Annotated in this window: 12 protein-coding genes and 2 pseudogenes; 12 read left to right on the top strand and 2 right to left on the bottom strand. The window is 57.6% G+C overall.

Going from position 1 to position 12054, the window contains the following annotated elements; translation table 11 throughout:
- The first annotated feature begins 119 nt into the window (after positions 1 to 119).
- From H1204_RS52840 to H1204_RS46240, 8 genes and pseudogenes are all read left to right on the top strand, one after another.
- On the top strand, positions 120 to 515 hold the full coding sequence (locus H1204_RS52840) for a transposase (protein WP_180735622.1): 396 nt from the start codon (positions 120 to 122) through the stop codon (positions 513 to 515).
- Positions 512 to 856 carry an IS66 family insertion sequence element accessory protein TnpB gene (gene tnpB, locus H1204_RS46270; RefSeq protein WP_079503813.1) on the top strand — a complete coding sequence of 115 codons (345 nt, stop codon included), beginning with the start codon at positions 512 to 514 and terminating at the stop codon, positions 854 to 856. Before H1204_RS52840 ends, tnpB begins: the two co-directional genes overlap by 4 nt.
- Before the next feature lie 30 nt (positions 857 to 886).
- Positions 887 to 1969, top strand: a pseudogene (locus tag H1204_RS46265) (IS66 family transposase); the annotation flags it as partial.
- Between the two features lie 69 nt (positions 1970 to 2038).
- Positions 2039 to 2806: a plasmid pRiA4b ORF-3 family protein gene (locus H1204_RS46260; protein ID WP_180735621.1), complete on the top strand. Its 768-nt coding sequence runs from the start codon at positions 2039 to 2041 to the stop codon at positions 2804 to 2806.
- A complete protein-coding gene (locus H1204_RS46255) occupies positions 2688 to 4091 on the top strand; it encodes an ISKra4 family transposase (RefSeq protein WP_180735620.1) in 1404 nt (467 codons plus the stop codon). Before H1204_RS46260 ends, H1204_RS46255 begins: the two co-directional genes overlap by 119 nt.
- A gap of 169 nt (positions 4092 to 4260) precedes the next feature.
- Positions 4261 to 4632 (top strand): hypothetical protein, encoded by a 372-nt coding sequence (locus H1204_RS46250; RefSeq protein WP_346015786.1) that lies wholly within the window; start codon positions 4261 to 4263, stop codon positions 4630 to 4632.
- Positions 4633 to 4802: 170 nt separating this feature from the next.
- Positions 4803 to 5315 (top strand): hypothetical protein, encoded by a 513-nt coding sequence (locus tag H1204_RS46245; protein WP_180735619.1) that lies wholly within the window; start codon positions 4803 to 4805, stop codon positions 5313 to 5315.
- A 109-nt stretch (positions 5316 to 5424) separates the two neighbouring features.
- Positions 5425 to 6588 carry a PD-(D/E)XK nuclease family protein gene (locus tag H1204_RS46240; protein WP_180735618.1) on the top strand — a complete coding sequence of 388 codons (1164 nt, stop codon included), beginning with the start codon at positions 5425 to 5427 and terminating at the stop codon, positions 6586 to 6588.
- Positions 6589 to 7175: 587 nt separating this feature from the next.
- Here the strand turns inward: H1204_RS46240 and H1204_RS46235 are convergent.
- Positions 7176 to 7505 carry a hypothetical protein gene (locus H1204_RS46235; protein ID WP_180735617.1) on the bottom strand — a complete coding sequence of 110 codons (330 nt, stop codon included), beginning with the start codon at positions 7503 to 7505 and terminating at the stop codon, positions 7176 to 7178.
- A gap of 113 nt (positions 7506 to 7618) precedes the next feature.
- A complete protein-coding gene (locus tag H1204_RS46230; protein ID WP_180735616.1) occupies positions 7619 to 8173 on the bottom strand; it encodes a hypothetical protein in 555 nt (184 codons plus the stop codon).
- A 260-nt stretch (positions 8174 to 8433) separates the two neighbouring features.
- On the opposite strand from H1204_RS46230, the gene H1204_RS46225 reads away from it, so the two are divergent.
- The 4 genes and pseudogenes from H1204_RS46225 (at position 8434) to H1204_RS46215 (ending at position 11655) form a co-directional block, all read left to right on the top strand.
- Positions 8434 to 9429 carry a hypothetical protein gene (locus H1204_RS46225; protein ID WP_180735615.1) on the top strand — a complete coding sequence of 332 codons (996 nt, stop codon included), beginning with the start codon at positions 8434 to 8436 and terminating at the stop codon, positions 9427 to 9429.
- A 269-nt stretch (positions 9430 to 9698) separates the two neighbouring features.
- A pseudogene (locus tag H1204_RS53155) lies at positions 9699 to 9794 on the top strand (5'-nucleotidase); the annotation flags it as partial.
- Between the two features lie 59 nt (positions 9795 to 9853).
- Positions 9854 to 11113, top strand: a complete 1260-nt coding sequence (locus tag H1204_RS46220) for a 5'-nucleotidase (RefSeq protein WP_243469041.1) — start codon at positions 9854 to 9856, stop codon at positions 11111 to 11113.
- A gap of 365 nt (positions 11114 to 11478) precedes the next feature.
- Positions 11479 to 11655: a hypothetical protein gene (locus H1204_RS46215; RefSeq protein WP_180735614.1), complete on the top strand. Its 177-nt coding sequence runs from the start codon at positions 11479 to 11481 to the stop codon at positions 11653 to 11655.
- The last annotated feature ends 399 nt before the right edge of the window (positions 11656 to 12054 follow it).

Below are 12054 nucleotides of genomic sequence, written 5' to 3'. Positions count from 1 at the left end.
AGTACGTGCGATGAGGCGAGCCGCGCGAAATCGCAGTAAGCGTCGCGGCGCGGCCGTCTTGATCTGTGCAATCGGAGACGCCAAAGTGGTTCCCACCATTTTGAGTAGCGGGAACCATTTTGGGATCAGAAGAGAAGCCAGCGTCGGGAACACGTAAAGGCAGCCCGAACCATAGCCCCGAGTTTCGACGTCGCCTGGCCGCGGCTGCATGTGAACCAGGCGTCTCTGTTTCGAAACTCGCCCGGGAACATGGCATCAACGCGAACATGTTGTTCAAGTGGCGGTGGCGTTACCGTGCGGAGCAAGCTGCCGGGACGACCGAACTTGTTCCGGTGACGGTCGTGAGCGACGCGCCGGTCGCCATCACGCCTACATCTTCGGTCGAACCGGAGACGGTGAAGCCAACCCGGACCATCGGCACAATTGAAGTTCGAATTGGCCGGGCGGTGATCAAGGTCGATGGTGTAGTTGACGCCGAAACGCTGCGTACGGTGCTCAAGAGTGTGCGATCGTGATCGGCCTGCCAACGGGTACGCGCGTGTGGATCGCTGCGGGCGTAACCGACATGCGTAGCGGCTTTCCTGCTCTTGCCGCAAAGGTGCAAACGGCACTCCAAGAGAATCCGCTCGGCGGCGATGTGTTCATTTTTCGAGGGCGTCGCGGCGATCTCGTAAAAATTCTGTGGGCAACCGATGACGGCCTATGGCTTCTTGCGAAGCGGCTTTCGCGCGGACGATTTATTTGGCCACAGGCTGATGGAGGCAAGATCTATCTGACGTCTGCGCAGCTGTCGATGTTGCTGGAAGGCATCGATTGGCGACAACCCCGTCGTACGGCCGCATTGTCGATGTTGTAAACCTCATCGAAGGCTCGTAAACTGCAGCGCATGCCTGACCATGCGCCGCTTCCGCAAACCGTTGCCGAGCTCCACGCCCTTGTGCTCGAGCAGCAGGCATCGATGGCAAAGATGCGCCAGGAGATCGCCGAACGCGACCGGGAGATTGTTGAGCGGGACCAGGAACTTGAGCGCCTGAAGGCACAGATCGACAAGCTCAGGCGCATGCACTTCGGTCGTAAATCCGAGCAGGTAGACCGACAGATCGATCGGCTCGAAACCCAACTTGAGGATCTGGCAGCGGGCAGCGGCGTTGCCGATGTTCGCCGTGCGCGCGCTCGTGCATCAAGTTCAGGCGCGTCTGCGGCATCCGCAAAGGAAGCCCTGCCGCCCCATCTGCCGCGCGAAGACCGCGTGCTCGAGCCCGACTCGACGTGCCCGAAGTGCAACAACGCCATGGAGTTGCTCGGCGAGGACGTGTCCGAGCAACTCGCACGCGTTACGGCGATGTTCAAGGTCATCCGCACGATCCGTCGCAAGCGGATCTGCACCGGTTGCGGCCATATCGTGCAACCACCCATGCCGGGGCTGCCAATCGAGCGCAGCATCGCGCATCCGAGCTTGCTGGCCGAGATCATCGTTTCGAAATATGCGAACCATACGCCGCTGTATCGGCAATCCGAGATCGCGGCGCGCGACAGCGTCCGTCTCGATCGGGCCACCATGGCGCGCTGGGTCGGGCAATGCGAAGAACTCTGCCGGTTGCTGACTGAAGCGCTGCGTCGTTACACGATGTCGGCGGCGAAGCTCCACGCGGACGACACGCCGATCCCGGTGCTCGCGCCCGGCAACAAGAAAACCAAAACTGGTCGGTTGTGGGTCTACGTGCGCGATGATCGACGCTCTGGTTCGAGCGAACCCGCTGCTGTCTGATTCGCGTACTCGCCGGACCGCAAAGGCATCCACCCCCAGACCCATCTTGCCGGATTCGAAGGCGTTCTTCAGGCGGACGGCTATGCCGGCTTCAACGAGCTGACCGAAAGCGGCAAGGTTCGCCTGGCATCTTGCTGGGATCACGCGCGCCGATACGTCTTCAACGTCCATGAGACCGCCCCGTCGGAAACCACGAAGGAGACCGCGCCAAAGCGGGGGCTGGAATCGGGTCTGCGAACATGACTGAACGAAGCCTTTATAGTGCCTTCGATGGACTCCGACTCTTCCGAAGCATCTTCCGTTCTCCAGTTGCGAATCAGTCTGCGGGGCGTCAGCCCGCCGGTCTGGCGGCGACTCCTGATTCCCGAGCAGATCACGATTGCGCAGTCGCATCAGGTAATCCAGCTCGCCATGGGCTGGAACGACGAACACCTGCACCGGTTCGTCATCCGCGGATGGCGTTACGGTGGACATCGTGACGGTGCGTTCCAATTCTTCGACGGCCCAGACAGCCTGTCCCTCGCAGCATTTGGCCTGCACGAACATGAGTGCTTTGCCTATCTGTACGACTTCACCTCGTGGTGGTTGCATGACGTGCGCGTCGAGCGGCGAACGTGCAACCAGCGGGCAAGACCACTACCACGCTGCGTCGCGGGCTCCGGGCGTTGCCTGCCAGAAGACGCCGGAGGACCCGAGAGATACATGAACGCTCTCGAAGTTCATGGCGAGCAGGAGTTTCTCGAGTGGATTGAGACTTTGCGCGAAGGCCAGATTGACGTGAACGATCTGCGCTTCGAGGCCGACGAATGGCTCATCTGGCTGGATCGGCGTTTCGACGGTCGGGCGGCGAATGAACGCCTGCAGACGCTGGTGCGATATGCTGATCGCCCAGGCGATGTGCCGAGCGGAGGAGGCCGCCATGCAGATCAGCGTGCAGATTGTGGTTCGGACGGAAGTCGACGAGCAGCCGAGTATCACGGAGATTGCCCACTTCGAACGGGAAGGCTTCGATGCCGGCTCACTTGGCTTGCACCTTGAAGAGGCAAAGGCGCTGCTGGGCCGGCTGCAGCGTTCGATGATAGAAGCCCAGGCCACTGAGGCGATTGCCCGAATGAGCGTGTGTCCGGATTGCGGCTCCCGTCTGACCGTCAAGGGCCACCATCGCCTGCTCTACCGCTCGGTGTTTGGCCGGCTATCGTTCGACAGCCCACGGCTGTACCAGTGCCGTTGTAACGGAAGCGCGCGCCGGTCCTTCAGCCCGCTGGCCAGTTGCCTGCGTGAGCGGACGAGTCCCGAACTGCAGTATCTCGAGGCCAAATTTGCCGCGTTGATGTCCTACGGGCTGACCGTCCGGGTACTGCAGGAGGTGTTACCGCTTGAGCATGTGCTTGCGGCCACCACGATCCGGAGACGCGTCGCCGCGCTCGGCCGCCGCCTTGAGAGTTCGAAGGCAATGGTCGCCGTCGAGCAACGGCGATACGTCAATCTGCCTGCTGGCCGATGCGCCATTCCGCAGCACAGTTCAGTACGCGCCGTGGGCATCGACGGCGGCTATATCCGCCTGGCCGGACACAGCAGCCGGCAGGACGGCTGGTTCGAAGTCATCGTCGGGAAATCACTGCGCGACGACGGTCGCGGACACAGCTTCGCTTACGTTCACACACTCGAGCACGAGCCTGCCGATCGGATGCTGGCGTTTCTTGCGCAGGAAGGCGTCGGCGCCGACCAGCCGGTAACTTTCCTGTCGGACGGCGGCGACACCGTGCGCCGCGCCCAGTTCGACTTTGGCGATTGTGGCGAGAGAGTACTCGACTGGTTTCACGTCGCCATGCGGGTACAGAATCTCGAACAGATGATGAAGGGGTTGCCGGACCGCGACGAACGGCCATGTGTCGAGACACTGATCGATGCGCTGCGCAGTGCAAAGTGGCACCTCTGGCACGGCTGCCCTTATCCGGCGCTGCAGCGGCTTGAACGCCTGGGCTGGGAACTCGCCACGGATGACAGTCCCGAGGAGGCCAGACTGCTGGCCAGACTCGAGGAGTTCATCGGCTATATCGAGAACAACCAGCGCTTTATCGTGAACTACGGGGACCGCTACCGTCATGGCGAGCCGATCACCTCGAGCTTCGTCGAGTCGGCGGTCAACCAGGTAGTCAGCAAGCGCTTTGTGAAGCGTCAGCAGATGGCATGGCGACCGGCTCATGCGCAAGGCCTTCTGCAGGTGAGGACGTCCGTCCTGAATGAGCAGTTGCGATCATGCTTCGAGCGATGGTATCCGACGCTCGCAGGCAACGATTGCACTCATCATATCGCGGCATAAAGCGCCCGCTTTGGCGCGGTCTCCGGTATACGACACAACAAGCAACGTTATATCCACAGCACTATACGGACGATCCGAAAGCACTTTCGCGTGCAAACCGCTGAAATGAATATTCGCTCTCAAATTTAGAAAAAATATCTAAAGGTTTGGTGGCAAATCGTCGTAATACATGACGGCAGAACGCTTCTATTTCATCTCAACCTTGCGAGGACTAATCATGGCAACGTCATGTCCCAAATGCACAAGCGCGAAAGTTGACAAGCGCAACTACGGCAAGAGAACTGGCTCAGCAGTGGGTGCAACGGCTGGGGCGGTTGGTGGCTGGGCAGGCGCCGGAGAAGGGGCCGCAGCTGGCGCCGTCATTGGTTCATTTGTCCCGGTGGTGGGAACGGCTGCCGGTGCAATTGTAGGCGGAATACTGGGGGCATTGACCGGCGCTGCGGCTGGTGGGGCGGTTGGTGCCAAAGTGGGCGAATTCGTCGACGATCACGTGCTCGACAACTATAAATGCCTGGACTGCGGCCATACATTTAGTAATTAAGGCCATCGGGATGCAACGGTCAGCGGTACGTGAAGGCTTATCTCACGGAATTTACCGTGTCCGGCAAAAGCCTTATTGACATAGAAGTCGGCAATGGCATCTAGGCAAGATTAGACGAAGCGCTCACTGCGGTGCATAGACGTGCCGACAGACATCTAGGGAGAGAACGTATGGCAACACTTGTTGAACGATTAATCGAGAGTTCCCACCGGTTCGTGCCTCATGTGCGTCTGATTCGGGATGGCCTCGGTGGAAGATGCTTCGAGATCGACAGGCGGAATCTGGATGAAGATCTCAAGACTCTGCTGGCAGAGTGCAATAGCTTCGTGTCGGAGCAATGTTCGACTGAGATGCGCTTTTCCGATAGTGAAGAATCGTACAAAGCCTGCGTCAGAATGGGGAAGTTCGTCGAAAGACTGCTCGCTAGCGACGCTTCGGTACAGTTCAAGATCGCCTTGTGCATCCAATCGAACTTCCTGGGATACATGTTCGATCGTCACTATTCAAATTACAGGCGATGCGTTGTGCCACTCCGTGCGTTCCTCGCGGCAATTGGCAACTTCAAGAAGCAACTGCCTTCGGCGGACCTCGATGTATGGAACAACTCGACATATGGCGGTATAGATCAAATTCCACGCATGAGCGGCTTTCTGGATGGTGTCATGGCAATGCCGTCGTCCTGACATTAGTTGCAACGCGCAGGTCTCTCGCTATGACTTGACCTCTTCAACTCAACGAGTGAAATAGGTCGGTGTGTGCTTACAAATTGTTTTCTGAAGTGCCGAAACTACGATGAAACGCGAGCAAGAACTCCTGGAACTTATCGATGCTGTATCAGTGTTAGAACGCGAACATGGCCTTGTCAACTGTTTCAACCTGTTCGACGCTATCGGAATGGCGCGGCAGGAAATCAGGCACTCGCGCTTTCTTTCCTTTTTGCTGAACCCCGCAGAAACCCACGGACTGGGGGATAAATTTCTCCGTGCTATTTTGATGGCCACCGTATCTGGTCATCCTGATTCGCCAGTATCGCGACTTGCCATTGCGGTGACCGATTGCTCGAAGGCACGGGTCTACTGCGAGCGAGACCACTTTGATATCACCGTCGAGATTCCTGACTTGCGGTTGATGTTCGTCATCGAGAACAAGATCGACGCAACGGAGGGGCGAGACCAGTTGAAAAGGTATCGCGAACTTGTCGAAAGTCGCTATTCCGAATTTCATTTCATCGGCGCATTTCTCACACCTGATGGCTATAGCGGTGAGGACGAAGCGTGGGTCTCCCTCAACTACAGGACGTTGACCAATGAGTTACGGCGCCTGACCCGTGACAGTTCGCTTGCGTCGGCCGTTTCAATGACCATTCACCATTACGTCGAAATGATCGAGAAAGAAATCGCTACATCTCAAGAACTCATCAACGCCTGCAGGAAGATCTATGCAGAACACAAAACCGCGTTGGACCTTATCATGCAACACGGCCCCGTGCCCGTGCTACCCGAAGCGTTCAAGGAGTTCTCAGAGAAGTTTTCGGGGAAAATCGGGGGATTGAAGCCGCACACGACGCGAGCGAATGACGTTTGCTTCGTTGCTGAAAGCTGGCTCTCGATTCCCGGATTCCAGGTGGCAAATACCGACCGCTGGAGAGCGTCATGCCCAGTGCAGTTGTGGTTCAGTATGGTCGAATCGAGACTTTATTTCCGCCTGGAAGTGGGCCCGGTAAGTGACGAACGCTTTGATCGGAACACGTTCGTTAATGAACTGCGTCGGGAATTTTCTGTGTCCGACAGAACGACAGCCAAGGCCCTCTATACGCGCATCCGAACGGTAAGTGTGGACATCAACGGTGACCTCGATGTTGAGCAGACGTTGAAAGCGATGGAAGAGCTTTGGGAAAAGATGGGCGGAAACGACGTCGTCCCCAAGGTGAAAGCGGCAGCGGAGCGCTGCGTCTAGCGCGCGAGAAACAGGCAAGCGATTCCGGCGCAAAACCGGCGCGTGCTTCTGCACGCTCCGGCTGCGCCGGGTCGCACGGTAAACGAGTGCAACCGAGATCGAGGGCGCGGACTAGCGCCCTTCCTTGGACTCTTCAGTCTTCTTCAGGGTCGCCGAGAGACTACCGACGGCAGTAAATGCGACAAGAATGGGCGAGCCGTCGTTTTTTTTTGAACTCACGCCGGCGCTCTTGTGTAGTCCGGTACCACTCATCGAACTGCTCTTTCGGCGGGAAAGCGAGTGTATCGTCCTGAAGCAGTCCGCCATGCGCGTCGTCGTAGGAGCGCGAAGCGCTGTGTGGGCCCATTGTTCAATCGCATCCCGGAATCCTTGCGGTAGCGCCTTGATGCGTAGCCATTTGAGAAAGAGGCTGACGAGCTTTGCGCGATTGTCAACGCTTCAATAAAAATTCGGCATCGTTGAGCCATCCATTCTTCACGCACGGCGTTCCGCGTCTCAAACTTACGTTGCGAAGTGGGTATTTCGTCATGGCGAATAGGCACCGCACAGTTCGCGGTCTCCAGTTGTGCCCCTCAAGAATTGCCAGCTCAGGATTCTAGTCCGCTTCGATCGCATTTCCCCGTTTCGATAAGGGCGTTCCAAAGTTCCTCGCGCGTCCTGTTGACCCATTTGACAATATCTTCTCCGTCATTCGACAACTGCACTTCGACAAAGTCGCCAGGTCCGCTTCCACGAATGTCTGCGACCAGATATTGCGTTGGATTAGGTCCGACGACTGCTTCAACGGGCGGCTGACCGTGCAACTCAAATCGCACGCGATAGCGTGGGGTCCGGTGGCTTTCCACTTGATGGCGCTTGCGATAACGCGCATTTCGGAAGTATTCGATGGTTACAGATATGAGAGTGCCGGAAGTCATTGTCATATCGTTTCGTGGCCCAGGCGCTGCGGCGCGGAGTGGAGCATTAGTTCCTGCGGGGCTGTCTTCCCAACCGGTTTGGGCAATTTCCCGGAATAAGCCGGTCGTTTTTCTTAGCAAAGCTGGAAGCGGTTGAGGGCAGCGTCGCACAAAGCGCATCGGTTATTGCCCGCATCTACGGCGCTACGGCAGGCAGAGCAAGTTTCTTTGGCACCGAGGCCGCGTATTGCCAGTGCTCGACCGTTGCCATGCGAACGCTCGCTCAGGCCTGCATTGCCGGACCTCTCGATGCCAGGAAGGTCCCTCACCACGCTCAAAATCGCTCGTTGGCTGGAAACGGTGGATTGCGCTATGCGCCCAGCGCGGACTCGGGCGATGTACTTGTCCTCGTCCAGTGCCTGCGCAGCGACTCGTTTGAGGGTGGAAATGCTTAAATAAGCCGGACACTGCAGCCAGCCCGCCGCGCCGGGGCAATAGCGTAACTCGTACCATGCGCGGCGCGAAACCTCCGTTGGCCGACCCGCGATGAGATCGAAGAGCACCTCGGAACGCGCATCGATCACGTCGTCGAGCGCAGCATCGGTGGTTGATTGCAGGTTCCCGAATGCGACGATCTTGAGGTGTCCCGCCAGCCAGGGATGGCTTACCACGAATACTCTTCCGCTCATCTAACCTTTCCGTGGGTTCTTCCAGTTGAAAGATCAAGCCAGGGAGGATGTCCGGCAAGTCGAATACCCTGTTTGTGCGCACCTGGTTGCCGTTTGATACCTGGCATTATCCATCGGCTTTTGGACATTTTCTGTCTAGCGGGAATAGGGGCGTGAGTGCGACACCGTGACTATTGCGGACAAGGAATGTCTCGATACCAATTCATTATGAACAAATCGAAACTGCGGGCGGGGTCATCAATGGATACAGGAGGGCTGGATTGTACGAACGTTTTCGTCCGCTTGCCACTGCGCTCAAGTTGCCGTCATGGGAAGGGGAGGCGTTGCGCCCGTTTCTCAGTGAATTGAAGCAGCGGCTGGAATCAAAGGCAGCGCAGTTACAGGCGATGTTGCCGGGAATCTCCATTGAAACCAGTCGTGACGCGATCAGTCGGGAAAGCGTTATGTTCAGTTGGCGCAGGATGGACGAGGTTTTCGAAAACATCGAGACTCAACTGGATCTCGAAGCGCAGGCATGGGAGCTGATCGACGTACTCCCAGCGTGCTACGAGCCGGATTCATCTGATGTGCCATTGGCGGCGTTGCCGAGGGTAAGTATCCGGAGCTTTGCCAGTCGTTTGCAAGAGGTATTGCGGCTTGATGCACCTCATGCGTACCTCTTGACAGCTCGACTGTTCGGGGCGCAAGACAGGCTGACACTTGCCGGTCCGCAGCCCTTCTTGCAAATTGCGGAGCCGGTTTATCGCTATGGACGGGAATTCGTCGCTGGTCGTGAATATGCGACGCTGGAGCCAAGTGCAGCAGCGAGGCGAGCAGACGAAGATTTCGAAGCGCTGAAACAGATTCGACAGGAGGTTTTCCAGGCAGACCTTGCACAAAGTGAGTTCGTCGACCAACCGGGGTTGCGTTGCGCAGGCTCAGTCGGCGCTACCTTGCATCTACTCGACCGCGAGTATGACATCGCGGAATGGAAGGCGCGCACGACACTGAAGGCGGTAGACGAGACCTATCCTGGAGACTGTCGGCTCGCGCTGGCGCCTCATATCACAACTCATCTGCTTTACATTCGGTTGCGGACGGTGCTGTCCGCGACGCTTCAATTTTCCGGCAGGAGCGATGAGGCCAAAGTAGAACGCGAATACCTTGTCACGCGCGGTCGCGAGTACAGGGCAGAATACGAGAGGCTCCTTAAGGAGTGGGCTCCCCGAGGTGCGACGGCTCAGCAGAGCACTGCCCTGAGGCTTGTCCATCTATGAGCCGACAGGGAGAAGGGACGGTCAAGCCCCGGTCGGCCCAACTAGGTGATCAGCGGTCCATCGGATGTCATTGGCCTTCTGGAAAGGACATGGTTTGTCTCTAATCGCGGATACGATGATCTTCCTGTTCGGCGAGCGAGGTTTGCCTTGATTCCTGGCAAGATGGTAACGGTCGCTGTGTCCGCGAGGTCCCTCTTTGATTTTGAGGAGAAAACCGCGCATTCCGGGAGAACGATCCCGGCCCCTATCGGGCGCTTCAGGAGGAAAATCTTGACCTCCCGGCTCGCCCGGGTGCTGCGTTTCCGCTTGTGCGAAAGCTTCTCGCGTTTAACGATAGCGGGGCGGCCGAGGTCGACATCGCGATCCTTTCACGCAACGACCCGGTAACCGGCCTTCGGGTTTTTGCGTCAATCAGACACACGGGTTGCCTATCAAACGCGCTGTATTCACCAGTGGCGCGCCTCCGCACCGTTATCTTGGCGCGTTGGGTGCGAACCTGTTTCTTTCGGCGAACATGCTTGATGTCCAGGCAGCTATGGCGGCGGGATTCCCAGCTGCGCATGTCTATCCCGCGTCGGCTGGATTGAACCTTCGCAACGATGCCGAATTGCGCGTTGCATTTGACGGTGATTCCGTGCTGTTCAGCTACGAAGCAGAGCGCATTTTTCGATTGATGCAGCTTGAGCAGTTCATCGACCACGAGGTTCGCAACGCTCGGGATCCGTTGCCTCCCGGGCCGATGAAGCCTTTCCTTGACGCGTTGTGCTTGCTACAGAACGGACGGAAATCGGGTGTGGCGGTTCGCACAGCACTAGTTACGGCGCGAAGCGCACCCGCTCACGAGCGCGCAATCCGGACGCTGATGGCGTGGGGTGTTACCGTCGATGAGGCGATGCCACGGAATGAATTGAATTTCGAAGATGATGAAGGAGGGGAAATGGGTGAACTTGCTTTGTGCAGTGGCGGAAAAATTGAATACGGTTACTGGGCCGACGATGATGTCACGGGCGAAAAGAACTATGTCTGGTCCGATGTGACCGACAGTACTGTTGCGTACCTCATGGAGCCCGTACAGTTTCGTGGCGCAATTTACGTGCGCGACATCTTTTCGCTGCTCGATCGCAATCGTGGCGTGGTGGATGTATTCAGAAGGTTGTACGCGGCGGACTATCTGGCGGAGTCTAAAAAGGGCGATGCAGTTCCTTACACTGGCGAGTATGACCCTCAAGGCGTCGAATATCTTGAACTGTTCTACGACTGGGAAAAGGACAATCAGACCGGAGAGCTTAGAGGCGTTCACCGGCTGTGGGTCGGTGGGGTGGGTTTTGAGTTGCGCGACGATGTGGTGGAGGACGGCCAGATTCGGTATCAGCAGGGAACCAGGATCCGGTGGGCTATCAAGTTTTCTCCCATCGGAGATATCCTGAACCTTCCGCTGCGGATCAACAGTGAGGTAGACGTCACCGACAGCGAGAACATTACGCGCACTGTTCACACATTCCAGATTTTGAACCCGACTCTTGCACAGGTTATCCAGGCGTTGCTGTGGGAACTCTCGTGGGCGGGCAGTCCCTCGGACACCGAGGATCTGGCAGCAACGATTCGGGATGCCGCAGACGAAGCGGAGATGTCGGAGCCGATGTCCGCTGAGGACTTCATCGAGTCGCTCAAGAAGTTGGGATGATGAGACCAAAGGCGGGAAGCTCCTGGGAGCGACGCGGGATCGGCATTCGGATGCGCGTAAGTTTCGGCGCCCGGCAGGCGGTTCTGGTACGGGATGCCTGCTCCCGCGTGCTGTTGCGTGCAGGTTTGCCGATCGCTTGCCGGCACCTTCGCCATTTATCCAGCTCACGCATACGATACCGCCTCCAACTGATATCGCTGCTTTCGTATGTCGGTCACTGAATAGCGTAATCGCCCTGCGCGATAGTGCCGCAGAGCTTGTGTCTATTCGCGATGTGGCCGATGACGATGATACGGGAGTGCAAGCCCCCACCCTATGGGCGCTCGTCGACTTGTAAGCACGTCTTCCTGCTCTCGATTCCGTTAATGACGAAAGAATTCAGCGTGGAAATGCTTAATAGCGAGACGCTGCAACCGGCGCACGCAAGAGTCTTGCGCAAGTGGCTGTTGGACATGCGTCGCAACGCAGACCTCTCGCTAGATAACGTACGCAGCTTTCTGCGTGACTTCAACTCATGGGCGATTGCTGCGGCTGATGAGTAGATGCAGGCACAGCAAGGCGCACAAACTGTATCGCGAAGGAGGGCCATGAACCTCTGCCACGAAATGAAAGAGCGGGCGATTGCAGCAGCCCTGCGCCACTTGCCGCTGGAAGAACTCGTGAGACTGTCTGATAGGATGGATCGCCGAACAGGATCTGAGCCATGTTCCAGGGGTCTTGGGAAGTTTCGGTTTGACGCCCGATACGCTCGTTGCATTGTGCGAGGGCGAGTTGGAGCGTTTAGACATCGTTGCGCGGCTCGAAGAAGAGGATCGGGCTCAGGTCGCCGCTTTGGGAAGTTCCTCGAGCATGGTCCTGCCGGCAAGCGCGTCCTGGGCGTAATCAAGGTTGTCTTTGACGACGCCTGAAAGAAGACGGGGTCCCCGTTTTTGCAATTGCAC

It is taken from the genome of Paraburkholderia sp. PGU19 (assembly GCF_013426915.1).
GTDB lineage: Bacteria > Pseudomonadota > Gammaproteobacteria > Burkholderiales > Burkholderiaceae > Paraburkholderia.
Note: the sequence above shows the minus strand (reverse complement) of the source record. Positions and strands in the feature narration are given on the sequence as shown.